Origin of the sequence: Exiguobacterium sp. KKBO11 (assembly GCF_001644945.1) — a bacterium.
GTDB lineage: Bacteria > Bacillota > Bacilli > Exiguobacteriales > Exiguobacteriaceae > Exiguobacterium_A > Exiguobacterium_A abrahamii.
This window is the reverse complement of the sequence record NZ_LUCU01000011.1, coordinates 997,961-1,022,821: the sequence shown is the minus strand read 5'-3', so window position 1 is coordinate 1,022,821 and position 24,861 is coordinate 997,961. Positions and strand designations below refer to the sequence as shown.

Genomic DNA, 24,861 nt, shown 5'->3' with positions numbered 1-24,861 from the left:
CTTTACTTGATTCGTAATCGTTTGATGAAAGAACCTTCTTGATACGTGTAATACGAATAATCATAGCCTGTCGTCGTCTTTGAAACGATCTCGATGACGGCACGATCCTCAAAGCCGTACTTAGCAGACACGATGTCTCCTAGTTCCGGATGATCCGCGATGACCGTTTTGATGGCAATACCATCAGCAACTGGTCGTGTCTCAATCGTTCCTTTTTTCGGAACGAACGCCCGTACCGCCTGTCCATTCTGCTTCATCGTAAAAACGACATATTGACGTTTCCCGTTAAAGACAGATTCGAACCGGACATCCGTCGGTTTGAGTTCTTTTTTCAGACGCGCCTCTGCTTGTTCGGCGACGCTCTGTTCCCGGTCTTTTGCCTCAGCGATCGTCACCTGATAAACGGCGGTGCCAAGTACAGTCAAAAGGATGAGTGCACTTAGCAGACCAAGCGTGATTTTCCACTTCATGTGCGGTAGATGGTAAAGACCATCTGCTCCTTGTCTTTTTCATCGAGAGCAAGACCGAACATTAAATCTTCCGTTTTCAGTGTCCGATTCAACAAGTCGACGATTTTATACGTATCGTCATGGCGGTTCACTTTGACGGTCGCAAGTGTTTCAATTTTTGAATCCATCTGTATGTCCTCCCTCATTTTTCTCTATCTATTATAATGCGATAGGGTTTATCTGAATAGACTTAATCGCCATCATTCAAGAACAATTCTAGTTCTGCCGTCAGTTCATCAAGTGGTTTTGATAAAACAGGTACTTTCGGCAGACTCGTGACGAACCGTTTTCCATAACGCGTCGTCTCAATCCGGCGATCAAGTACGAAGACGACACCTCGGTCGTTCGTCGTCCGGATCAAGCGACCAAAGCCTTGCTTAAAGCGAATGATCGCTTGCGGTAAGCTGTATTCGAAAAATGATGATTTCCCGAGTTTTTCGATCCGTTCCGAGCGTGCCTGGACGATCGGTTGATCCGGTGGCGCGAACGGTAGTCGGACGATGACGAGACAACTGAGATCATCTCCTGGGATATCGACCCCTTCCCAAAAGCTAGCCGTCCCGAACAAGATACAGGCGTCGAGTTGCTTGAACTGTTTCATCAGTCGTTGCCGTGAACCTTGCGTGACCCCTTGCGAGAGTAACGTAAACCGGTCAGGTAACAGCGGTTTCGTCGCTTCATGCGTCAGTCTTAGCAAGTCATTTGAGGTAAACAAGACGAGCATCCGTCCTTCCGTCACCTCTGCGATTTGTAAGATGGCTTCCGCAATCGTCTCTGCGAATTCCGGCAATGGTACATCCTGTAGGAGCGGGAGATCCGTCGGAATCATCAATCGCACGTTATCGGCATATCCGAACGGCGACGGAACGACGAAACGACGTGTCTCAAACGCATCGAGCCCTAAACGGTTCTCAATGAACTGGAACTTGTTCGAGACTGTCAGCGTCGCAGACGTCAGGATACACGTCCGTTTCGAAAAGACATCGCGTCGCAGTCGCTCTGAAATGTCGATTGGTTGTGTGTAGACCCGTGTTAGTTTCCGGTTCTTAACAGACGTCTCGATCCAAGATACCGTCTCATCGTGCGGGGCAAGCATCGTCTCAAAGATGGCGAGTTCCGCTTCTTCGATTTGTGACGTGATCGCTTTTAAATCCGCGACGAGTGAGCGTTCGCGATAACTCATCTGCTCCCGGTGTTCATGGAACAGTTTATGAATCGCCCGGATTGCTTGACGCAAACGCCGCAACACCAATTCAACCCGCTTGGCACTTTCCTGGACGGCACGCATCGAACGGTCGAGTCGCTTGAAGCGAATGCTGACCATTCCTTCCCGTCGTGCTTTGCGAGAAGCCAGTTCAAGCCCGTACGCTTGAATGATCATCAATAGACCGTCTGCTTCTTCGAGTAACGTCGTCAGTGCCTCATCGACTGTCTCACTATGGGCTTCGACCATCTCGGCGATGTCCCATTCTTCCGACAGATCGAGCAAGCGGTGTAATAATTTTTTATCGGACGAATACCCGAGTTGTCGGAACAGACGATCAAACGTATGTCCATCAAAGACAAGACCAAAATGATGGCTCGCGACTTCTTCGATTTGGTGTGCCTCGTCAAGAATCAACGGACTTCCTTTCGGCAAGACCCCTGCTTCGAACTGCAGGTCACTAAACAACAAGGCATGGTTCGTGACGATGACCGTCGCATCCTTTGCTTGGCGAATCGCATGTTGGAAGAAGTCCCGGCTGTACCACGGGTCAAATCGTCCGAGCTGCGATTGGCTATCAGACTGGATCAACTGTTTAATGCCGATATTGCCTTGCGCTGCACCGCCTGGTAAGCTGACTTCCTCTAAATCTCCCGTTTCCGTCTCCGTCAACCAGACGAGCAGAATCGCTTTTGCGAGCGTGAAGTTATAAGCATCCTCTTGATCATTCAAGAAAAATTCGAATTTCCGTAAATCAATATAGTTACTTCGTCCCTTAAGCAATGCAATCTGGACCGGCGCATCGAACAGTTGACGCAAGAGCGGTAAATCACGCGCGAACAGTTGCTCCTGCAATTGAATCGTGTGCGTACTGACGACGATCGGGACTTCATGTTCGAGCGCGTAATGCGCTGCCGGAACAAGATAACCGAGCGATTTCCCGGTTCCCGTTCCCGCTTCGACGAGTAACGGCGTTTCTTGATCGAGCGATTGATAGACATGACGCATCATCTCGAGCTGCCCACGTCGCTCTTCGTATCCTTCGAATAGACGAGGGAACGTCACGGCATTCAATTCATCCACGAATGGTCCGAACGGTTCAAGAACGGGCGGATGCGTTAAGCGTTCGATCGTCTGACGCTTTTTCAAAGCGATTTTTCGAAAACGATCAAACTGTGAATCCTCCTCGATGCCGACTAAACGAATCGCATGGTCGATTTCCTCTTCGATGGCACTGAACAGGCGTGGTGATAAACGTCTTAAGTGCTTCAATGTCTCAAGCGGCAACGTATGTAGTCGTTTGAGTAGTTCAAGCAACAATTCAGCCGTCGCCGAAGCGTCACTCCCTGCCCGGTGCGCTTCTTGATGGGCAAGGTGTAATGACTCTGACAGATGCGACAGCGCGTGGCTTTCTGCTGTCGGAAGTAAGATTCGTGCGAGTTCGACCGTATCGATGACAGGACCTGTGTACGGCAAGTATCCTTCCTCTTCTAACGCATCGTTTAAGAAGTTTAAATCGAACTGCACATTATGTGCGACGAAGACACCACCATCGAGCAATGATAAGACACGCGGTGCGATGACATCGAATGTCTCGGCCTCTTTGACATCCTCATCCGTGATGCCCGTCAACTGGGAAATGAACGGAGGAATCGGTTGGGTCGGACGCACGAACGCAGACAATTGTTCTGTCAACTGTCCATCTTCAATGACCGCCATGCCGATCTCAATCATCTCATCGCCAGCCTTTATGGAATGACCTGTCGTTTCCAGGTCGACTACGACGTACTTTTTCTTCAACACTGATCCTCCACCTTTTATCCATCCTCTCCATGACCGGATGGCATTTCATTCTTCATCTTAACAAAAAAAGAGACCCGCTGACATGATCGGGTCTCTAAAATTTCATAAGATCGTGTGGGCGATTTCTTGAGACAACATTTGTTTGATGTCGTTCTGTTCATTTAGAACAGCCACTTTTGGAACATGTGTCGCGATTTCTTCCGTCGATAGTTGTGCGTACGCCATGATGATGACCTCATCTCCGACTTGGAAATGGCGAGCTGCCGCACCGTTCAAACAGATGACACCTGAACCACGAGCACCTTTAATCGCATACGTTTCAATCCGTGCACCGTTCTGATTGTTCGTCACTTGGACTTTTTCATTTTCAAGAATCCCGACAGCATCGAGTAAATCTTCATCGATCGTAATCGAACCAACATAGTGTAAGTTTGCCTCGGTGACCCGAGCTTTGTGTAGTTTAGCGTGCATGAATGTGCGTAACATCGTCATGCTCCTCTCGTATATAGTAAATTATCGATCAAGCGTGCCGATGCAAACTGCACGGCGACAGCTAAGAGAATCGTAGTCGTTTGTTCCGTAACGGGTCGTAGTGAGGGGTAGTCGACGGCTTCGACGTAATCGATCGTCGTCCCTTCGAATTGAAGTGCTTCGCGCGTCCGATCGAGAACCGTTTCAACAGGCACCCCTTGATCGAGTGCTTGTTTCGCTTGTTGCAACGCCTGCTGGATGCCCGGTGCTTGCGCCCGCTCTGTTTCCGATAGATAGACATTGCGTGACGATTTTGCTAGACCATCCGCTTCGCGAATGATCGGGCAACGGACGATCTCAACCGGAACAAAGTAATCAGCGACATACGCTTCAATCAATGCGAGCTGTTGTGCATCCTTTAAACCGAAATATGCACGGGTTGGACGGACGACGTTCAATAGTTTGCTGACGACCGTCAACACACCATCAAAATGTCCTGGTCGTGATGCGCCGCATAAGACATCATCACCGGAGCGGACCGTAACACGAGCCATATCCAGCGGATACATCGTCTCGTTCGTCGGATAGAACAGATAATCGACCCCTTCTGCCTCCGCAATCTTCTGATCGCGTTCCGCGTCTCGTGGATAACGATCCAAATCTTCGTTTGGTCCGAATTGTGTCGGGTTGACGAAAATACTCAAGACGACGACATCGTTCTCTTGTCGTGCTTGTTTGAGCAAGGAGGCATGCCCTTCATGCAAGAATCCCATCGTCGGTACAAAACCGATTGAACCGGCTCCCGCTAAACGTTCGCGTAACGTCTGGACGTCCTGGATGATTTTCATTCTTTAGTCCCTCCATAAAGCGCACCAATCAGTTCTTCGTCCATCTGGAACGAGTGTGCTAGTTCAGGGAAGGCACCGGCTTTGACGTCTTTGACGTAAGCAGCAATCGCTTCCGTTCCTGAAGTATTCCAATCCGTGTAGGCTTTGACGAACTTCGGTAAACGACCGACACCATACGTCAAGATGTCATGATAGACAAGTACTTGACCGGCGACGTCTGCACCGGCACCGATTCCGATGACCGGAATCGAGAGGAGCTCTTGAATGCGTTTCGCGAGCGGATGCGGCACACATTCGAGGACGAGCATCTTTGCTCCGGCACGCTCTGCTTCCAAACTGTCTGCAATCAGTTGTTCGGCTGCTTCTAATGATTTCCCTTGGACTTTGAATCCTTCAAGGACACCAACGGATTGTGGTGTTAATCCGAGATGCGCGACGCAAGGCATCCCAGCGTCCGTCAAACGACGAATCGTCTTTAAGATCTCCCCTGCCCCTTCCAGCTTCAAGGCATCTGCCTGCGATTCTTGGAAGATACGCGCCGCTGATTCAAGCGTGCGATCAAATGAACCATGATAACTTGCGAACGGCATATCGACGATCATGAACGTCTGTGGTGCGCCGCGGCGTACCGCGCGCGCATGATGAACCATGTCGTCGACCGTGACAGCAATCGTTGAATCATAGCCGAGGATGACGTTCCCGAGGGAATCGCCGACGAGCAACATATCGACTCCTGCTGCTTCCGATAGTTTTGCTGAAGGATAATCATACGCCGTCAACATGACGAGCTTCTCTCCAGCTTGTTGTTTTTTGAGTAATGGACCCATTGTGTGCATCGTGTTCTCTCCTTACGTGTGTAGGGAGGACAAAAGGAAAACGCCTTCTTCTCCAAAATAAATGCATGCGGAAAAGAAGGCGGAATAATTGAATATCGTCCTTCTGTCCCTGTCCGTTAAGATCAAGGCAGTTGAAACAGCTAAAACTGGCACCTGTCAATTCGGTATGGTTCCGGCAAGCGGATACCATCCGTGGCTTTATTATACATGACGGGAAAAGCTCTCTGCAAACCGTCTGATTCAAACCTTTATTCTTTTTCCCAGTAAATCAGCTCTGCCGAATGGAAACGGGTCTCCCCCGTTTCCGTCTCAATCCGAATCGTGCCCGTCTCGTCAATACCGAGCAATGTTCCGGAAGCGGTCATCTGACGTGTCCGTAGCGTCACTCGTTCATGTAAGCGATCTGCGAGTGTTTCCCACTCCGAGACGAAAGATCCGAATCCTAGCTCGAGCCACTGCGTGTATAGTCGTTCAAATCGATTCAAGAAAGTCGCGACGACCTCCGCACGTCGGAAAGTTCTTCCTGATTCTCGGACGAGCGAGGTAGCACGGTCCTCGATCCCTTCCGGAAACTGCTCGTGATGCACATTGATGCCGATGCCAATGATGACTGAACTGATCCGATCCGCCTCGGTCTGCATTTCCGTCAAAATGCCTGCCACCTTACGACCGTTGATCAAGATGTCGTTCGGCCATTTAATCGTAACTGGAACATCGAATGTCCGGAGAGACTGTGCAAGTGCAATACCTGCTACGAGCGTTAATTGACCTGCTTGGTGCATCGGTACATCTGGTCGGACGAGTAGACTCATCGCGATGCCCTCATTTTTCGCCTCATGCCACGTTCTCCCTAGCTGTCCGCGTCCATTCGTCTGGTGATCGCATACGACGAGTGTTCCTTCCTGCGCTTGCTGTTGCGCTTGCTCATGTGCAATCCGCTGCGTCGTGTCCAGTTCTTCGAAATGAAGGATGTGGCGACCAAGACGTGCTGTCGTTAACCATTGTTCAATCGCAATCGGTGTCAGCAAATCGCCTTCATCGACTAATTGATAACCTTGCTTTTTATTCGAGATGATCTGGTATCCTTCTTCCTTCAAGGTTTGTATATGTTTCCAAATAGCGGTACGTGAAATATTTAACGTCTCTGCTAATTCCTGTCCGGAGTACCACGTCCGCTGACGAAGTGCGATCAAGATTTGTTCTCGGACTGAGTGCGCCATCGCTCTACCTCCTTCAATAATGTTACGCGGTCGTTTGGGCAAGCGCGGGTGACGACACTGTATTCCAAATGCAAAAGTGCTTCTTTGATCTGTTGTTTTTGGAGACCGAGGCGGATCATGTCTTTTCCGTCTACAGCGAGCTCTTTACGACTGCGAATCGGTAAGTCTGATCGCTCTGGATAATCCGTTCCTGTCATTTCCCGAAGGATCATCAGTTCTTCGTCCGACAATTGATAACGATCCCAGTCTTGTAACGGTCGGTGTAACAGAGGTATTAAACGCGTTGCGAGCTGCACTTGATGTTTCGATCGTTTCCAGCGTGTCAATTGATCTTTCGCGAGACCGGCATCGAGTACGAGTGTCCAGACAGCATCCTTTGAAACACCCTGAAACGACTGCTGCGCGAGTCCTGTGACGATTTCTGAAGTCATGCCGGGGAGGTAGCGTTCGATTCCAGTCCGGAGCATCGCCTGTAACGCCCGCTGTTTTCCAGGACCAAGTAAGAGTTTCTCGAACTCGATCGCAATCCGCTCAATCGCAACGGCCGCTAGGTGCGGAGCGAGTTCGACAATCGCTTGTTCAGTTGCCTCGTCAAGCGAGAAATCCAGTTGGCTCATGAAGCGGAACGCCCGCATCATTCGAAGCGCATCTTCATTAAAACGTTCGGCTGGTTCGCCGACAGTCCGGATGATCCGCTCTTCGATGTCACGCGCTCCTCCGAACAGATCGACACGTCCTGATGGTCTGAGTGCCATCGCGTTGATCGTAAAGTCTCGCCGGGTCAAATCCTCTTCCAAACTAACACCAAGCGTTACCGCATCCGGTCGCCGGCGATCGCTGTACGTTTCTTCCGAGCGGAACGTCGTGATCTCGTACGGCACGTGGTTGAGAACGACCGTCACGGTTCCGTGCTCGAGTCCTGTCGGAATGACGACAGGGAATAAGTCGATGATTTGTTCCGGTAACATCGAGCTCGCTAAATCATAGTCTCCTGGTGTCCGGTCGAGTAACATGTCGCGAACGGCGCCACCGACGATATAGGCTTCACCACCCGCTTGTTCGATCGTCTGAATGATATGATGTGCGCCTTCAAGCAAGTTCATGACGCGCACACACCCGTTCATAGACTTGTTCATAACGACGGACGATCTCATTCGAATCAAAACGACGACGCGTATCACGAATGCCCTCTTCTGCCATCCGTTCCCGTAACATCGGGTCATCCGCGAGTTCACCGATTCGTGCCGCAGCCATTTTGACGTCGTAAGTCGGAACGATATATCCGGTTAATCCGTCCTGGATGACTTCCGGTAAGCCACCTGCTGTCGAGACGACACTCGGGACACCAATTGCCATCGCCTCAAGGACGACGAGTCCGAACGCTTCTTTTTCAGACAACAGGACATGAATATCACTAATGGCCAGCAATTGCGCGACGTGTTCCTGTTTACCTGCAAAGATCACTTTGTCGTAAATGCCGAGTTCCTTTGCGCGACGTCTCGTTTGTCCCATCTCTGGACCATCCCCGACGAGCAACAGACGCATCTTCCGGTCTTTCGCTGCAATGGCGAACGCCGCAAGCGTATCATCGATTCGTTTGACCGGTCGGAAGTTCGAGATGTGAATGACGACGACTTCGTCCGCTTCGATGCCGTAATGCCGCTTCAAGCGTTCATCCCGCATCGGATAATAGACACTCTCATCAATCGAGTTCGCAATGACATCGATGTCGTAGTGTGCGTTGAGCGTCGCATTCGTCTCAAGCGCTAGACTCTCGGATACGGCCGTGACCGCGTCTGATCGTTCGATGCCGTACCGGATGGCCGGTTGCATCTCTAAATCTTGCCCGATGACGGTGATGTCCGTTCCGTGTAACGTCGTCACGACGGCGACACCTTTTTTCTTTGCCATGTTTCGTCCGAGATCTGCACAGACCGCGTGCGGAACGGCATAATGAGCATGGATGACATCGAGATCGAATAAATCAATGATTTCTGCGACTTTTGACGCTAACGTAATGTCGTATGGTGGATATTTAAAAACGGAATACTGGTTGACTTCAACCAAGTGGACCGTGATGTTTGGCCGATATTCCGTCAGGCGAAACGGCATGCTCGACGTAATGAAGTGGACGTCATGTCCACGATCCGCTAATTTCATACCGAGCTCCGTCGCGACGACCCCACTCCCGCCGACGGATGGATAACAAAGAATCCCAATTGCTTTTTTCATGATAAAACCACACTCTCTTTATGACTTCTATTCGTCTCTATTCTAAGCAATATCAATCGGAATGACCATACTGATCACTTTTCGACTGATTTTCATAGGAAAAGCTAGTCTTTTTCCGACCGTGCCGTTACCCTAGAGAAAGAGTCTTGATTTGAAAGGAGCATACGGAAATGGCACCTCCATTCCAATTTCCGATTCGGATCCAGAACATTTTCTGGATTTTGATCGGATCATTCATCTTTGCTTTTGGTATTTATCATTTTAACGTTCAAAATGAGTTAGCAGAAGGCGGTTTTACTGGGATTACCTTGATCTTAAAAGGACTGTTCGGATGGTCTCCATCGATCACGAACTTAGTATTGAATGTCCCACTTTTTTTCGTCAGTTATAAAATTCTTGGTCGGACGACCTTCGTCTACACGTTGGTCGGTACATTCAGTTTTTCCTTCTGGTATGGATTAATTGCCAAATATTCACCACTCGTCATCGACCTGCGCGACGATATGGTGCTTGCTGCGCTTTTTGCCGGTGTCTTCATCGGCGTTGGTCTTGGTATCATCTTCAACAATGGTGGTACGACAGGTGGCGTCGATATCATCGCGCGTTTGACGAAACGCTACTTCGGTTGGTCGATCGGTCGAACTTTCTTGATTTTCGATTTCTTCGTCATCGTCGCATCCTTGACGTATCTCGACTACAAACAAGCGATGTATACGTTACTTGCCGTTTACGTCGGCGCCCGCGTCATCGATTGGATGCAGGAGGGCACTTATGCTGGTAAAGCAGCGATGATCATCAGTGATCACCGGACGGAAATCGCCGACGGTATTCATGCGACGATGAATCGTGGCACGACCCGTCTGATCGCAAAAGGCGGTTACTCCGGACGGGATCTCGAAGTACTGTACGTCGTCGTCGCTCGCAATGAGATCAATCGCTTGAAGACGCTCGTTAAAAGTGTCGACCAGCACGCCTTCATCACGTTGCATGACGTCTATGAAGTAACAGGAGAAGGTTTCACGTTCGACGAAAATCGGGTCCCAATCAAAGAAACGTAAAAAACACGGATCGCTCAAACGAGCAATCCGTGTTTTTCGTTTTAGTCATCACTTGACGGGTTGAAGACGAGCAGTGCGAGACGAAGGAACTCGGCAACAGCAACGAGTGTTGCTGCCACGTACGTCCAAGCCGCTGCGTTCAAGACACGACGTGAACCACGTTCTTCTTCGGCATCAATGATGCCATGCTCCGTCAACTGCGCCATCGCTCGATTTGAGGCATCAAACTCGACCGGTAACGTGACGAGTTGGAAGATGACGGCACCAAGCATCAAGACGACACCAAGCATCGCAAGACCACTGAAACCAGCGAACAGACCGATCAACAACAGTGGAAACGATAAGTTCGATGTGATCGACGCGACAGGTGCGATCCGGTGACGGACACGCATCATGTTGTAATCCGTCGCATCTTGAATGACGTGACCGATTTCGTGCGCTGCAATCGAAACGGCTGAGACCGTCGAACCGTAATAGACGTCTTCCGACAAACGAACGACTTTGTTCGTCGGGTCATAATGATCGGACATCGTTCCACCGATCGGCTCGAGACGGACGTTCGTGATTCCGTTCTGCTTCATGATGAAGTCTGCGACCTGCGCTCCCGTCACCCCACTCTGAATCGGAACATCTTGATATTTTTTATAGGTGCTCCGCACCCGCATCTGAGCCCAGATCGGGACGATGATGATGATCGCGAGATAGATCAAATAGTTTGCCACGAGACATCGTTCCTTTCTTTTTTTGATTATAGGTCTATTTTATGTTCAAGTGATCTTATTGTCAATTGAATCGCGCGCGACAAGCAGATATCCCATCAAAAGACATAATCCGGTCAACCAGAAGGAGCCGTAGCCGATCCACTGGATATGCTCCGCAAGCGCTGGGTAACGCGGCCATTGTCCGAGGACGTAATCGACGACATCGTTGTGAATGACCCAGATGGCGACGAGGACAAGCTCCTTGACGCGAAACGTCATCAGCGGACTGTATAATAACGCCTGGAACGCCATCGCTCCGTGCGACACCATCAACATCAGTGCCATTGCTGTTAAGATTGGATCCTCCGTTCCGAGTTGATTCAACATCAACGCATTCATGACGACTGCCCAGACCCCATATTTGATCAATGTCACGAACGCGAGCGCTTCAAATAGTCGGGAACGTCGTCCGAAAATCCAGAGAAAGACGATGATCGTAAAGAACAGGGATGCTGTCGGGCTATCCGGAATAAATGGGTAGTAATACCACTTCGATGTCGCAAGTTGTGGTTCATACCAGTAGTAACCGTATAATGTGCCTGCTAAGTTGATCAACCCGACAATCCAGAGTACGGCTTTATGTCGGAGTAATGTCAAAATACCTTGCAATCGTTTCACCTCATCATCGACAAAAGCCGGAGGATTGCTCCCCCGGCTTTTGGCTTATTTATTGTTTTCGCCGCCTTCACCGTATGAAGCGATGAATTTCGCGAGTTCTTTACGATCCGCATCTGATCCTTTGTACTGACCAGCAGGCATCGAACCGATCCCTTTATCTGCGATTTCATAAATCTCTTCTTCTGTCTTCTTCGTACCGACGAGTGCCGGAGCTGCTGCTCCACCCTCGAGGTTTTTACCATGACAGTTGACACATGACTGGTTCGAATAAATTTCGTATCCTTTTGCCGCTGTATCAATTTCTGGTCCTTCGTTCATCGTCAACTCACCTTGTTTATGGATTGTATCCCAGTGAGTCGTTTGAACAGATTCCCAAGTCAAGAAGACGATCGAGACGACTGCGAGGAGCATCATGCTGACTGCGATCGGACGTTTCGCAGGACGACGTTCAAGACCTTGGTCGAGCCATGGCGCGACGAGAAGTGCTGTGAACGCAAGACCTGGGAGAATGACCGTTCCCATCAAGATGTATGGACCTGCAGCGAATTGGTATTTCAAGAGCTGATAGAGGAATAGGAAGTACCAGTCCGGAAGTGGAATGTACGACGTATTCGTCGGATCGGCAATGTTTTGAAGTGGTGCTGCTTCTACGATTGTCAGTGTCATGAAGCCGATCAAGAAGACCGCTCCAACCATCCATTCGCGAAGTAAGAAGTTTGGCCAGAACGCTTCCGTTCGACCTGGATATTCCGAGTAGTCTTTCGACTTGTTCGGCATCCGGTTGTTGATCGACACCCGTGAATCGGTGACGAATTTCATTCCTTTACCACGATGCATCGTGTTCTCCCCCTTTTTTGTTGTCTAGATGATAGTCGGTTTAAAGTGGTCCAGAGATCCCTTGTTTACGGATCATCATGAAGTGGGCCCCGAGCAAGACGAACAATGCTGCAGGAAGGAAGAAGACGTGAATCGCAAAGAATCGAGCGATTGTACTTGCGCCGACGATTTCTCCACCCGCAAGGAGGGTCTTCGCGATACCACCGATGACCGGAATACTTTCAGCAATCTGAATCGTAACTTTTGTCGCGAACAACGCTTTCATGTCCCAAGGCAATAGGTATCCTGTCAGACCGAGAGCTAAGACGACGAAGAACAAGAGAACTCCGACGACCCAGTTCAATTCACGTGGTTTCTTGTATGAACCAGTGAAGAAGACACGTAATGTATGTAGGAACAACATTACGATAACGACCGACGCACCCCAGTGGTGCATACCACGAACGATTTGTCCGTGTGCGACTTCATTTTGAAGATAGTAGACGGACGCGTGTGCGTTGATGATGTCCGGTACATAATACATCGTCAAGAACATCCCCGAAAGAATCTGGATGACGATCGTAAAGAACGTCAATCCGCCAAAACAATAAACGAAAGCTGAAAAGTTATGTGCCGGGTTGACGTGCTCCGGTACTTCATGGTCGGCGATATCTCGCCAGAGCGGCGTAATGTCAACGCGCTCATCGATCCAATCATAGATTTTTTGCATCATCGCTTACGCACCTCTTTCGACTGGTTTACCAAGGTAGAGGAAACCATCTTTCTGCTGCATTTCATAACCATCGAGTGGTTTCGTCGGAGGCGTTCCTGGAACGTTGACGCCATCCTTCGTGTACCGACCGAAGTGACATGGGCAATAGAATTGCTCCGGGTGCGTCGGATCTGAACCGAAGCTGACTTGGCAACCTAAGTGTTTACAAATTGGTGAGAGGGCTAAAATTTCTCCCTTATCATCTTTGAACACCCAAGCTGACAACGTTTCTTCGAACTCATACCATGCATCTTGCGTTTGTTTCTTGAAGTCGACCCGTTTTGGTTCTGTCGTGATATCCGACAACTTCATTACTTTTACTTTATCGCCTGCTCCTGATTTCTTCAGGACTGGATCAACTGCGAAGTTGACCATCGGCATGACCATTGTCGCAGCCATGAAACCGCCGACGCCTGTCAATGTATACGTCAAGAACTGACGACGTGTTACGTTAGACCCGTTTTGAGCCATCTCGATCCCCCCTTGTGATGTACGCTGTGCCCCAAGACGACAGTACTTCACACAAATTTCTCACATGGTAATAGTATCTTAATAAAATCATTGCGTCAACCGCTTCATAGCGCGGTCCAACGGTTTCCTAACTGTTCGAGAACTTGTCCTACGAAATTCCCGACCATCTGACCTTGTTGGTCACGACTCATCGTCTCAAGAGCTAGACGTGGCACGTAGATAATCTCTTCGGCGGCAGTCTCCTTCCACCTTAAATCAGCAGTGATGAAGGTGATGAAACGGAATTGCCCGGAAGCAGCCGCTTGACGCCATCCTTCCAACTGTTCGATCGACGGTGCATCGATATAGGTCAGAGCAGGAACGAGCAACGCCCGTCCGGATAGCTGGCGTTCGACTTCGGACGCCACCGTCAATGTCATGTCTGCGCATTCCGCGTAAGCATGCATCGCCTCATCGAAACCGACCGGAAGCAAAGGCACGATCAGCGTATCGATGAACGCTTGCTCGCTTCGTGTCCGCTGTACGTCGGATGGTTTGAAACGCAAGTCATTTCCCCCTTTCTTCGTACTTACAATTCGTCACATTTAATGTATCATATCCGCATTTCCTCCTACTCTCTTAATGTGAACGTTTTATGAAATTCCACTCTATTTTTCTTCATATTTTGCACAAATCTTCACATACGAAAGGACCCTACTACCTCTGCTGGGCAATAGAGTCCTTCTGTTAAGGAAGTTGACTTCGAACGAGCCGTAACTGTTCGGAAAGAGAGTGGAATCGATGTTGATCGCGTGCATCCAGCGCTTCATCAATCAAGCGGACTAAACGTTCTTCTTCCTGCCGATTGACCGTGACCGCGATGAAATGTGTCGCTTCATCCGCTAAGCGCGGTTCAACAGCAACTTCTGGGCGAAACGGATTTTCTTCTAGTAAAGACAAATACTCGTCATCCATCATCATACCTTGGAAGTTCAACTCGATATAGATATCTTCCGAGGTCAGGCGGATGTCATGATACGCTTTTTCTGGATCTAACGTCGTGACATCCCCTTTTTTGAAGAGAAACGGTTCTGCGTCGAATCCGTATGTCGTCATGATGATTGCCTTCGGAGCGAAGGTCGCATTTTGAACGAAGTGTACTTGCTCGAGTTTTGCCTCATTGCGCAGCCAATAATCGATGATCCATTTCGCTTCCCGTCGCTTTAACGTGTAATAGGTCAAGATGCGGCGTAAGAATCGCTGCTTTCTCTCTATCATCTCAATCCTACTCCCTTCTCCCGTGAAGTCATCCATCCATTCGTTCAACATAATCGACGAGTTCGTTATCTTCTGGTGTCAACTTAGCAGCGCGGCGGAGAAGACGTTGTCCCTCTTCACGCCGTCCTTCCTCGACGAGTGCGAATCCATACTCTTTCAAGAAGAGCGCATCTTCCGTGAATGCACCTTCGACTATCGCATAATTCTCCATCGCTTGCGTGTATTCCTCTAAGGCATACAAAGCGCGTGCCCGGTACCATGTTAGAATCGGAGCCGTGACGTGTTCTTCGATGGCAGAGATCGTCTCGATCATCGCTTCGTGGTCCTCGTCTTCAGCAAGTAACGAAAGCAAACGTTCCGCTGCGACGATTGATTCCGGATTCAAGGCAAGCGCCTCACGTAGCGCTTGGACGCTTCCAGCGCGATCGCCGAGTTTTAGAAGGAACAAGGCTTCCATCGTCCGCAACTCATCATTGTAATCGTCGCGCTCCATTCCTTGTTTGATGACGTTCAGTGCTTCTTTTGTCAAACCAAGTTCGGCTTGGCTTTCCGCATATGGTACGTACGCCGACGTATAGTCAGGATCCTGTGCAATCAATTGCTGGAATGTCTCGACCGCTTTTTGATGTTGACCGACACGGTGAGCCGTCATCGCAAGACCAAACAGCGTATGCAGGTCGGAGCGTTCTGCGACAGCACGTTCGTACAGTGGAATCGCATCTTCAAATTGTCCTGTCATCGCGAGTGATTCCGCGTAAAGGGCATCGAGCGGCAATTCAGCACGTAACTCTGGTCGCTCCGCGATTTCGGCGAATAACGGTACCGCCTGATCAAACGCACCGAGCGTCATGTAGAGTTCGGCTAAACCGTATGCCAGTAACGGTTCGTCCGGTGCAAGGTTACGCGCTTCCTTCAGCTTCGCTAACGCTACTTCGTCAAGACCTTGTGACTGATAGAGGTCCGCAAGTAAAACAAGAGACCGGGGACCATATTCCATGTCCGACGTATCGACCTGCTCGAGGACGGAGATCGCTTCTTCTTCGCGATCCAAATCGATATAACACTCTGCTAGTAACAAGGCTACTCCCGCGTTACCCGCATATTCGACGTAAAGTGGCGCCAAAAGATCGACCGCCCGGTCAGACAATCCGAGTTCGATATAGAGATCGGCAACGGCGAGGCGGTCCTCATCCGTTCCTGTCTTTTCGAGTTTTTCTAATGCTGCTAACGCTTCCGAGGTGTGACCATGTTCTAATTCTTCGATGATGCCATTCAATAGTTGTTCATTCAAGGCAAGCGCCCCACTTTCTGTCATCCGCCTATTGCTTACTCAGATTGGTCGGATTGAAGTTTCTTTAAATCATCATAGAACGTTGGATAGCTGACTTCAACTACTTCGCGTCCATGAACCATAATTTCCGGATTGATCGTCGCCGCGATCGTCAACATCATCGCGAGTCGGTGATCACCTGCACTGTCGACTTCCGCTGCTTGCAAAGGTGTCGGTCCTTCGATGATCATGCCGTCATCCGTCGCCTCGATGTTCGCTCCAAGACGCTGTAATGCCGTCACGACCGTGTCGATCCGGTCCGTTTCCTTGACACGTAGCTCTTCCGCATCGCGAATGATCGTTCGTCCTTCCGCTTGCGTCGCAAGCAAAGCGAGTAGCGGGATCTCATCAATCAAGGATGGAATCTGATCACCTTCGACGGTGATCGCTTGTAACGATGTCGTCTCGACGGTCACATCTGCCGTCTCCTCTCCACCGTCTTCTGAGCGATGATTGATTTCGACACTTGCACCCATCTGTCGTAACGTCTGTAAAAAACCAATCCGTGTCGGATTCATCAAGACGTGAGTCGTCGTAATGCGACTATCCTGCCCGATTGCTGCCGCCGTCCACCAAAACGCTGCTGACGATGGATCGCCTGGAATGTCGAGTGACGTTGCTTGTAAGCGTACAGGACCTTGAACACGAATATGCCGACCATCCTCGCGTTCATCGATCGCTACGTCAACGCCGAACTGCGGCAACATCCGTTCCGTATGGTCCCGTGACAGGATCGGCTCGATGACAGTCGTCTCACCCGTCGCATGCAGACCTGCGAGCAACACGGCACTTTTCACTTGTGCACTTGCAACCGGCAACGTATACGTCGTTCCGACAAGCGGCGTTCCTGTGATGTGAAGAGGTGCCGTCTCACCTGTGATGTTTGCTCCAAATAATGCAAGCGGTTCCGTAATCCGTTTCATCGGACGTCTGCGTAAGGAAGCGTCGCCATCGAGCGCGTACGTCGCTTGACCGCCTGCTAGGATACCGCTCAAGAGACGAATCGTCGTCCCCGAGTTTCCGCAATCGATCGTTGCTTCTTGGAATGTATCCGTTCCGGTGATCCGAATTTCCTCTGGTGTTCGATCGATCTGTGCACCAAGTGCCTGCATCGCTTCTAGTGAAGCAAGACAATCGGCCCCTTCAAGTGCGTTTATGACACGTGTCGTTCCCTCGGCGATTCCACCGAACAGGAAAGCACGGTGCGTCATAGATTTATCGCCTGGTACTTGTACTGTTCCTCTTAAGCCCATTCTAAACACCTCACTGTTTGATTGAATGCTCGACGCAATCGTTCTTCGCTGATCGCTTCTAAAATGAAGCGTCCTTCTTTTTCAAGGACGAATCGAATCGTTGCTTGGTGGTTCTTCTTGTCGCGACGCATCAGTTCAAGGTAGGTCTTAAACGATTGTCGATCCGGCAATTCCGTTCCAAGACGGTGGAGCAATTGTCCGAGTTGCTTCGCCTGTTCGTCATTTCCTTCCAAGAACTTGACGAAGACAAGTCCGATCCCTACTGCCTCGCCATGCGCAAGACCAGGACTCGCATATTCAACGGCATGACCGAATGTATGTCCATAATTCAAAAATGCACGCATCCCTTGCTCCGTCTCATCTTGTTCGACGATATCCCGTTTCACATTAATACCTCGTGCGAGCCAGTCTTCTAAATCGAGTCCTTTGACAGCATCCAGCGAAACATCGAGTAACGAATCTGCAAATGATGGTCGCGAAAGGAACCCATGCTTGACTAACTCAAAGAAGCCACTTCGCCATTCCCGGTCTGGTAATGTCTGAAGGAGCGTTAAATCATACACGACACCACTTGGCTGATAAAATGCACCGACTAAGTTTTTACCAAGGGAGAGGTTGAGACCAACCTTTCCACCAACACTTGAATCGTGCGCTAACAGTGTCGTCGGAATTTGAATGAACGGAATGCCGCGCAAAAAGGATGCCGCGACGAATCCCGCTAAATCACCAATCATTCCACCACCGAACGCAAGGATAAGGCTATGACGTGTCATCCCATACCGAACCCCTTCTTCGAGTAGAGCGCCATAAACGGCAAGCGACTTACTATTCTCACCAGGCGCAACGGTGCTGATGTGAACATCGATCGACGCCGATACATCCGCTAACGCATCCTGCAATCGATCCATCTGCAAGTGATGTACCGTTTCATCCGTGATGACCCAGATGCGGTCCGCCTCGTTCAGCGCTGAAAGATGCGATAACCGGGCTAATGCCCCATTTCCGACAAGTACTGGATATGACGTTTTCAACCGGATATCAAATTCGATCAAAACGTCCGAACCTCCTCTTTGTAGGCGGCGACGGCAGCTTGAAGACGATCGAGTGTCGATGTCCCGAACATTTCAAGGATAGCAACCGCAATCTCAAACGCGACGACGGCTTCTAAAACAACCGATGCGGCTGGAACGGCACAGGCATCACTTCGCTCGATTTGTGCCGTGAATGCTTCCTTCGTCTCGATATCGACCGATTGCAGTGGACGATAGAGCGTCGGAATCGGCTTCATTGCTACTTGGACGCGAATCGGCATGCCTGTAGACATCCCGCCTTCGATTCCACCTAGATGGTTCGTACGTCGATGATATCCGGATGCATCATGAACGATTTCATCTTGGACGGTACTCCCCTTGCGACGACCAAGTTCATACCCGTCACCAAAACCGACTGATTTCATCGCATTGACGCTAATGACAGCTTGCGCAATTCGGCTGTCGAGCTTTAGATCGTTTTGTGTAAAGGACCCGACGCCTGGCATCATGCCTGTCACGACGACTTCGATTTCACCGCCGAGTGTATCTCCTTCTTTTTTGGCCGCATCGATTTCCTCCATCATCCGTTGTCCTGCTTGTTCGTCAGCACATCGAACGGGTGAAGCATCAATCGTTTCCTGATGTTCCACAGGATCCTTCCACGGTGCATCGATTCCACCAATCGACCGTACGTGCGAGAACACTTCAATCCCGAGCTCATTCAGTAATTGTTTAGCGAAGGCGCCGACTGCAACACGTGCTGCCGTCTCACGAGCTGAAGAACGTTCTAGTACATCGCGTAAATCGCGATGACCGTACTTCAATCCACCAACGAGATCCGCATGTCCGGGACGTGGACGCGTCAACGTCCGCGGGCGCTCCAACTGTTCTTCGAGTGGTTCCGCTTGCATGACTTGTGTCCAGTGCGTATGATCCTTATTCTCGATGAACAAACTGATCGGCGATCCCGTCGTGTATCCATGACGAATCCCGCCACGTGCATCGATTTGATCCTGTTCGATTTGCATGCGTCGTCCGCGTCCGTATCCGCCTTGGCGACGTGTCATTTCACGCTGGATGGCTTCGAAATCAATCGTGAGTCCTGCTGGCATCCCATCGATGATGACGGTCAACCCTTTTCCGTGTGATTCTCCTGCTGTCATGTAACGCATTCGCTTCATCCCTTCCTGTTCAACCGATTTTTTCGTAAAAGAAGCTTTGTTTCATCTTTAATCCAAACCGTTCGGGTTGGAAAATTTGTTCCGTTCCACCAACGAATAGGATTCCGCCTGGTTTTAAGGCCTCGACGAACGAACGATAGACGTGTGCTTTTGCTTCTTCTGTAAAATAAATCAGTACGTTGCGGCAGATGATTAAATCAAACCCCGTATCGTACCGGTCTCCTAACAGATTATGTTTACTGAAACGAACGAGTCGTTTGATTTCTGGAACGACTTCGAACGTTTGCTCTTGCTCGATGAAGTATTTCTTTTTACGCGCTTCGACGACTTCATTCAATGCAGAAGCTCCGTATCGACCAAGCTTGGCTTTTTCAAGGACGAGTTCATCCAAATCTGTTGCTTGAATCGTAAAGGCGGATGGATCGAGCCGTTCACTTAAAATCATCGCAAGGGAGTACGGTTCTTCTCCGGTCGAACAAGCTGCGCTCCACGTCCGGATTCGTCCATGTGCTCGCGACTCTAGGATCGGTAAGATATCTTGTTCCAATTGTTGCCAACGAATCGGATTACGGAAAAACTCACTGACATTGATCGTCATTCGGTCTAAAAACTCGTCGTATAACGATGTGTCCTTATCCATTGCCTGCATATAAGAAGCAAATGTACTATATCCTTTTTTGTCACGTAACGCCGTCAATCGCCGTTTCATCTGTGCTTCTTTATACTGACCGAGATCAATCCCTGATTTGGTCTTGAATCGTTGAATAAAAAGTTCATAATCTTCCAATTGGCACACCTCGCTCACTCTCGATATCGAATGGTCATTTCCATGACCGGTTCAACTTATTTTCTATAGTAGCATAAAGCTATAGGCATTCCAAAAAGCAATTAGACAATTGGGTCATTCCGTTTTACAAGAACACGACAAAAGGGATTCGATCAAATCGAATCCCTTCCCCGTTGTCTTTCTATTCATGTATTACGCGTTGACTGGTTGTCCTTGAAACCAGAGGGCAAGCTCACGCTCCGCACTCTCGACACTATCCGAACCATGGATGACGTTCTCACTCATCGTGTTCGCGAAATCACCACGAATCGTTCCAGGTGCTGCTTCAAGTGGTTTTGTTTTCCCGATCATCAAACGCGAGACGGCAACGACGTCTGTGCCTTCGACGCGAAGTGCAACGACAGGACCCGATGTGAGGAAAGTGACCAACTCTCCAAAGAACGGTTTCTCCGCATGCTCTTCGTAATGTGCTTTTGCTAGCTCTTCTGTGACGTTCATCATTTTCATTTCACGAATGATGAATCCTTTGCGTTCGATCCGTCCAATGATTTCCCCAATCAATCCACGTTCTACGCCATCCGGTTTGACCATCAAAAATGTCTGTTCCATCTCTAGTTCCCCCTATGAAATGCTTTTAGAAAAGCGCTTACATAGTCAGTTTACTGGCTTTTGAGAAGAACAGCAAGAAATTTTTGACAATCTTCATCCTTTTCGTTTTCCAACGTAGCGTGCGACTTCTTCAAGCGATCGTTTAGCAGAGGATTTAGGTAATGGTTCGAGACGTTTGATGGCACGGTGGATATAATGATCGACTGTTTGTTGCGTTCGTTCAAGAGCTCCTGAAGTTTGAAGAAACGATAATAAGGGTGCGACTTCTTCATGTGTTGGCATACTCTCGATTTTTGAAAGACGTTCATAAAAGACAGCATCTTCTGCACCATAAAAGACAGGTAACGTTTTGTGTCCATGACGCAAATCCTCTGCTACTGGCTTACCAAGTTCTGTGCGATTCGCTGTGAAATCAAGCAAATCGTCAGCAATTTGAAAAGCAAGTCCGATATCTCGTCCAAACAACCGTAACGCTTTCGTATCGGCTGCAGAACAGTTCGCAACAATTGCACCAAGGTGACAACTCGCTTCGATGAGAATAGCTGTTTTTCGTTCAATCCGTTTGATGTAGCGTTTAATTGACTGTTCCCAATCATATTGGTCATAGATTTGTTCAATCTCACCTTCACAAATTTCACGCATCGTATGGACCATCACCTGGACAAGTTCCGGCTTTCCGACTTCACCGATCAACCGAATCGCCTCACCGAACAGATAATTCCCGGAATATAGCGCTACTTCTTCATCGAAATATTGCATGACGGTCGGTTTTCCTCGTCGTAGTTCTGCATCATCAATGACATCGTCATGGACGAGTGATGCCATATGGACGAGCTCAAGACTTGCCGCCACACGAATCAGCTCATCCCGATCTGCCTCACCGAATTTAGACGCTAACAATACGAATGCCGGTCGAATCCGTTTTCCACCAGCCTTCAACAGTTGCTTTCCAGCCGCATCGATCGTTGGTTCCTCAGAAGCGATATGACTGATCAGAAAACGATCGACTAAATTAACTTCCTTCGTGACATCACGGTATATGGAATGCAGTGACATCTCACCACTTCTTCCCAAGGTGCATCGCAGCAGCCCCACCCGCGAATGCTTTGACTTCCACTTGCATGAAGCCTGCCTGTTCGAAGAGTTGTTTCAGTTCGACGCGGTCGAGGAACACTTCCGTCGATTCTTGTAGCCAGTTGTATTGATCGTATGATTTCGCAATCAATCGCCCGACTTGTGGCATGATTTTTCCGAAATACAATGAATATGCTTCGCGGAAAATCGGTGCAGTCGGTTGACTCGTCTCGAGACAGACGACCGTTCCACCTGGTTTTAAGACACGATGCATCTCTTTGATGACCTGTAGATAATCCGGTACGTTTCGTAGACCAAAGCCAATCGTCACATAATCGAACGAGTTATCACCGAACGGTAGATCCATCGCATTTCCGTGAATCAATTCGATGTTTTTCATATCGAGCGCTTCTACCTTCTCCACGCCGACTCTTAGCATGTTTTCTGAAAAATCAAGTCCTTTGATGACACCTGTCGGACCGGCTGCTTTCGCTAGTTGAATCGTCCAGTCCGCTGTTCCACAACAAAGATCGAGACATTTAGCGCCAGGGAAGACTTGCATCCGGCGCATCGTCTCGCGTCTCCATAACTTATGCAATCGGAAGCTGATGACTGAATTCATTTGATCATAGTTCGTTGATATCGATTGGAACACTTCATATACTTTTTTTTCTTTATCTTTTGCCTGCACACCGCTCACCCTTTCCAAGATCTCATGCTACCGCCATCTGCTCGAGATGCGATAACAGTAATTTCTGTGCGACCAGATCCAATTGTTCTGCCTGTTGTTGAATGATCTGTCGCCCCTGTCGTGTCAGCCATTCTCGTTTCGTGATTGCCGCGAGTCCTTGCATTAATCCGAACTCTGCTGTTAACCACAAGAGAACCCGTTCTTCCGTCGATGCATAATTCATTTCGTGAAGGGCACACTTTGCTTCGTTGACCCGTTGAATCGTCCGTCCGAGTGAAACGAGAATCTCTTTTGGTAACCCAGCTAGCTGTTCGAAAAAGTAGCTCGAGAATAAATCCCCTGCTAATACAAGCAACTGTCGCTCCTTCGAACCGCGTAGCGTTTCATTGACACGCTCATGCAGACGTAGCGCTACTTGTGCGAAATGAATCGCTTTGACGAGTGCTTCCGTATCCAGCGTGTCATGTTGAGCGACATCAATCAACCAACTGATCTGTTCACGATCGATGGAAGGGAAATCCACATGTCGAGCCAATCGTGTCGTTTGTTTAGTGGTGAGTGCAGTGATGATTTCATCCACGCGCAGCTCATGTTGTTCCATGCTTTTACCCCCCGATCTCCAGTGCCATCTCGTTGATGGACGTTCTTCTTTTTTAATATACCATAATCGGCGGGCTTTCACGCTTCTGAATGTCCACAAAAAAGCCGCCCGAGAAAATCTCGGGCGACTATGTAGCCGGATTACTTCACAGCATCTTTCAATGCTTTACCTGGTTTGAAGGCAGGTACTTTGCTTGCTGGAATCTCGATATCTTCTTTCGTACGTGGGTTGCGACCTTTACGGGCTGCACGCTCACGGACTTCGAAGTTACCAAATCCAATCAATTGGACTTTCTCTCCAGACTGAAGTGTCTCAGTGATCGATTCGAATGTTGATTCAACAACTTTCGTCACGTCTTTTTTTGTAAGACCTGATTTTTCGACGACTGCTTGAATGAGTTCAGTTTTGTTCATTACTTTCACCCCCTCCCAATCACTTCTTCGAGGGTAATCATACCCCATAAACGTTGCTATTACAACATTTTCGTGTAAATAACGTTCAATTTTCAGATTCTTCGCTCGATTCCTCTGAAAACACAGGTTCGCCTTTTTCGTTTATCGTGTAGCTTTGGGAATAGGCAGGAACAAAAGGCTGATCTTCATAGAGCAAATACCGAATATCCTGACCGACTTTCGGCTTTTTCTTCGCAGTTTGAACAGCTTTCTTCAACTCAGGTAAATAGTTGATGAAGAGGCGTCCTTGACCATCGACATAGATCGACAACTTTTCATCTGAGTACGGACTTGGGACAGTCGGTTCTTTTTTGATGAATAATTTTTTATAGTCAAGCGTAAACTGGTTTTTTCCGAAAGATCCTTTAAACGGATACTTTTCGTTCTTCTTCCGATACGCATCAATCCGGACTTGGAGCTTCTGTAACTCTTCTGCAACAAGTAAATCCATCAACTTAACAGTAGGTTTCGTGTCGACATCGACTAACAGATAGATGAATGTTCCGCCACCTTCAAAACTGTTCGATGGTGGATCACTCATGTAACGCGGAATGAGCCGCCCTAATTCGATTTGATAACGCTCCATGAGCGGAGTATCTGCTTCCATCGTCTTGATTGGCAAAACACCCGTGTCTTTTTGATACGCATCGACAGCATCCTGTACGGTACGTAACTGTTGCGGATACGGTACGCGGTTCGACGGTTTCTGACTGTCTGGAAACAGACAACCCGATAACAACGTCACCGGAATGAGCATGAGGATCACGAACCACTTCTTCATGCGCTTGGCCCCGCCATGACGATGAACACCATGATGATCGACGCAACGATGAAACATACGAATGCCAAAGTCGATACGAGAACCTGCCATATCCCTTTCAACTTCGTCCGACTGACCGTGACCAGCAAGACACTGATCGCAAAGAGTCCAATGCCAGCGAACGAGATCCACATTTTTATTAATCCTGGACTCAAG

29 protein-coding genes are annotated in these 24,861 nt (G+C 49.0%); 1 reads left to right on the top strand and 28 read right to left on the bottom strand.

From position 1 onward, the window contains the following. Positions 1-2: 2 nt before the first annotated feature. The 9 genes from AYO36_RS05295 to bshA all read right to left on the bottom strand — a co-directional run bounded on the left by AYO36_RS05295 (position 3) and on the right by bshA (position 9,123). Positions 3-470, bottom strand: a complete 468-nt coding sequence (locus AYO36_RS05295; protein WP_023468619.1) for a hypothetical protein — start codon at positions 468-470, stop codon at positions 3-5. Further along, positions 467-637: a YpmA family protein gene (locus AYO36_RS16580; protein WP_012370646.1), complete on the bottom strand. Its 171-nt coding sequence runs from the start codon at positions 635-637 to the stop codon at positions 467-469. Before AYO36_RS16580 ends, AYO36_RS05295 begins: the two co-directional genes overlap by 4 nt. 62 nt (positions 638-699) lie before the next feature. After that, positions 700-3,516 (bottom strand): ATP-dependent DNA helicase DinG, encoded by a 2,817-nt coding sequence (gene dinG / locus AYO36_RS05290; RefSeq protein ID WP_231884650.1) that lies wholly within the window; start codon positions 3,514-3,516, stop codon positions 700-702. Positions 3,517-3,618: 102 nt separating this feature from the next. Next, the gene (gene panD, locus AYO36_RS05285; RefSeq protein ID WP_029341994.1) at positions 3,619-4,002 is read right to left on the bottom strand and encodes an aspartate 1-decarboxylase; all 384 of its coding nucleotides are present in this window, start codon (positions 4,000-4,002) and stop codon (positions 3,619-3,621) included. A gap of 2 nt (positions 4,003-4,004) precedes the next feature. After that, positions 4,005-4,835, bottom strand: a complete 831-nt coding sequence (gene panC, locus AYO36_RS05280) for a pantoate--beta-alanine ligase (RefSeq protein ID WP_064299679.1) — start codon at positions 4,833-4,835, stop codon at positions 4,005-4,007. Then, positions 4,832-5,671 carry a 3-methyl-2-oxobutanoate hydroxymethyltransferase gene (gene panB / locus AYO36_RS05275; RefSeq protein WP_050677432.1) on the bottom strand — a complete coding sequence of 280 codons (840 nt, stop codon included), beginning with the start codon at positions 5,669-5,671 and terminating at the stop codon, positions 4,832-4,834. The genes panC and panB overlap by 4 nt, the downstream gene beginning before the upstream one ends. A 248-nt stretch (positions 5,672-5,919) precedes the next feature. Next, positions 5,920-6,891 (bottom strand): biotin--[acetyl-CoA-carboxylase] ligase, encoded by a 972-nt coding sequence (locus AYO36_RS05270; protein WP_064299678.1) that lies wholly within the window; start codon positions 6,889-6,891, stop codon positions 5,920-5,922. After that, the gene (locus tag AYO36_RS05265) at positions 6,861-7,994 is read right to left on the bottom strand and encodes a CCA tRNA nucleotidyltransferase (protein WP_231884649.1); all 1,134 of its coding nucleotides are present in this window, start codon (positions 7,992-7,994) and stop codon (positions 6,861-6,863) included. The genes AYO36_RS05270 and AYO36_RS05265 overlap by 31 nt, the downstream gene beginning before the upstream one ends. Then, entirely contained in the window at positions 7,981-9,123 is a 1,143-nt protein-coding gene (gene bshA / locus AYO36_RS05260) for an N-acetyl-alpha-D-glucosaminyl L-malate synthase BshA (RefSeq protein WP_050677434.1), read from the bottom strand. The genes AYO36_RS05265 and bshA overlap by 14 nt, the downstream gene beginning before the upstream one ends. A gap of 170 nt (positions 9,124-9,293) precedes the next feature. On the opposite strand from bshA, the gene AYO36_RS05255 reads away from it, so the two are divergent. Beyond that, positions 9,294-10,181: a YitT family protein gene (locus AYO36_RS05255; protein WP_064299676.1), complete on the top strand. Its 888-nt coding sequence runs from the start codon at positions 9,294-9,296 to the stop codon at positions 10,179-10,181. A 41-nt stretch (positions 10,182-10,222) separates the two neighbouring features. Here the strand turns inward: AYO36_RS05255 and AYO36_RS05250 are convergent, their stop codons facing one another. From AYO36_RS05250 to AYO36_RS16640, 19 genes are all read right to left on the bottom strand, one after another. Continuing rightward, positions 10,223-10,903, bottom strand: a complete 681-nt coding sequence (locus AYO36_RS05250; RefSeq protein WP_023468628.1) for a zinc metallopeptidase — start codon at positions 10,901-10,903, stop codon at positions 10,223-10,225. A 45-nt stretch (positions 10,904-10,948) separates the two neighbouring features. Beyond that, positions 10,949-11,551 (bottom strand): DUF1405 domain-containing protein, encoded by a 603-nt coding sequence (locus tag AYO36_RS05245; RefSeq protein WP_064299675.1) that lies wholly within the window; start codon positions 11,549-11,551, stop codon positions 10,949-10,951. Between the two features lie 54 nt (positions 11,552-11,605). Further along, positions 11,606-12,397 (bottom strand): menaquinol-cytochrome c reductase cytochrome b/c subunit, encoded by a 792-nt coding sequence (locus tag AYO36_RS05240; protein WP_058704896.1) that lies wholly within the window; start codon positions 12,395-12,397, stop codon positions 11,606-11,608. A gap of 40 nt (positions 12,398-12,437) precedes the next feature. Continuing rightward, a complete protein-coding gene (qcrB, locus tag AYO36_RS05235) occupies positions 12,438-13,109 on the bottom strand; it encodes a menaquinol-cytochrome c reductase cytochrome b subunit (protein WP_012370658.1) in 672 nt (223 codons plus the stop codon). Between the two features lie 3 nt (positions 13,110-13,112). Continuing rightward, positions 13,113-13,619, bottom strand: a complete 507-nt coding sequence (locus AYO36_RS05230) for a ubiquinol-cytochrome c reductase iron-sulfur subunit (RefSeq protein ID WP_023468631.1) — start codon at positions 13,617-13,619, stop codon at positions 13,113-13,115. A gap of 104 nt (positions 13,620-13,723) precedes the next feature. Further along, positions 13,724-14,164: a DUF2487 family protein gene (locus tag AYO36_RS05225; RefSeq protein ID WP_064299674.1), complete on the bottom strand. Its 441-nt coding sequence runs from the start codon at positions 14,162-14,164 to the stop codon at positions 13,724-13,726. Positions 14,165-14,345: 181 nt separating this feature from the next. Beyond that, on the bottom strand, positions 14,346-14,876 hold the full coding sequence (locus AYO36_RS05220; RefSeq protein ID WP_029342003.1) for a ReoY family proteolytic degradation factor: 531 nt from the start codon (positions 14,874-14,876) through the stop codon (positions 14,346-14,348). A gap of 28 nt (positions 14,877-14,904) precedes the next feature. Continuing rightward, positions 14,905-16,191 (bottom strand): tetratricopeptide repeat protein, encoded by a 1,287-nt coding sequence (locus tag AYO36_RS05215; protein ID WP_231884648.1) that lies wholly within the window; start codon positions 16,189-16,191, stop codon positions 14,905-14,907. 11 nt (positions 16,192-16,202) lie between these two features. Beyond that, positions 16,203-17,459: a 3-phosphoshikimate 1-carboxyvinyltransferase gene (aroA, locus tag AYO36_RS05210; RefSeq protein WP_064299673.1), complete on the bottom strand. Its 1,257-nt coding sequence runs from the start codon at positions 17,457-17,459 to the stop codon at positions 16,203-16,205. Continuing rightward, positions 17,450-18,511 (bottom strand): 3-dehydroquinate synthase, encoded by a 1,062-nt coding sequence (aroB, locus tag AYO36_RS05205; RefSeq protein WP_064299672.1) that lies wholly within the window; start codon positions 18,509-18,511, stop codon positions 17,450-17,452. Before aroB ends, aroA begins: the two co-directional genes overlap by 10 nt. After that, complete coding sequence (aroC, locus tag AYO36_RS05200; protein WP_064299671.1) at positions 18,508-19,662, bottom strand: chorismate synthase; 1,155 nt, start codon at positions 19,660-19,662, stop codon at positions 18,508-18,510. The genes aroB and aroC overlap by 4 nt, the downstream gene beginning before the upstream one ends. A gap of 19 nt (positions 19,663-19,681) precedes the next feature. After that, positions 19,682-20,458 (bottom strand): CheR family methyltransferase, encoded by a 777-nt coding sequence (locus tag AYO36_RS05195; RefSeq protein WP_023468638.1) that lies wholly within the window; start codon positions 20,456-20,458, stop codon positions 19,682-19,684. A 192-nt stretch (positions 20,459-20,650) separates the two neighbouring features. Continuing rightward, the gene (ndk, locus tag AYO36_RS05190) at positions 20,651-21,067 is read right to left on the bottom strand and encodes a nucleoside-diphosphate kinase (RefSeq protein WP_058704890.1); all 417 of its coding nucleotides are present in this window, start codon (positions 21,065-21,067) and stop codon (positions 20,651-20,653) included. 93 nt (positions 21,068-21,160) lie between these two features. Continuing rightward, positions 21,161-22,123, bottom strand: coding sequence for a polyprenyl synthetase family protein (locus AYO36_RS05185; protein WP_023468640.1), 963 nt, complete (start codon positions 22,121-22,123; stop codon positions 21,161-21,163). Position 22,124: 1 nt separating this feature from the next. Continuing rightward, complete coding sequence (locus AYO36_RS05180) at positions 22,125-22,832, bottom strand: demethylmenaquinone methyltransferase (RefSeq protein ID WP_050677440.1); 708 nt, start codon at positions 22,830-22,832, stop codon at positions 22,125-22,127. A gap of 22 nt (positions 22,833-22,854) precedes the next feature. Further along, positions 22,855-23,433, bottom strand: a complete 579-nt coding sequence (locus AYO36_RS05175; protein WP_023468642.1) for a heptaprenyl diphosphate synthase component 1 — start codon at positions 23,431-23,433, stop codon at positions 22,855-22,857. 140 nt (positions 23,434-23,573) lie between these two features. Further along, a complete protein-coding gene (locus AYO36_RS05170; protein WP_012370671.1) occupies positions 23,574-23,846 on the bottom strand; it encodes an HU family DNA-binding protein in 273 nt (90 codons plus the stop codon). A gap of 85 nt (positions 23,847-23,931) precedes the next feature. After that, the gene (locus AYO36_RS05165; RefSeq protein ID WP_029342012.1) at positions 23,932-24,666 is read right to left on the bottom strand and encodes a hypothetical protein; all 735 of its coding nucleotides are present in this window, start codon (positions 24,664-24,666) and stop codon (positions 23,932-23,934) included. Further along, positions 24,663-24,839, bottom strand: a complete 177-nt coding sequence (locus AYO36_RS16640) for a DUF2768 domain-containing protein (protein ID WP_034786022.1) — start codon at positions 24,837-24,839, stop codon at positions 24,663-24,665. The genes AYO36_RS05165 and AYO36_RS16640 overlap by 4 nt, the downstream gene beginning before the upstream one ends. Between the last annotated feature and the right edge of the window lie 22 nt (positions 24,840-24,861).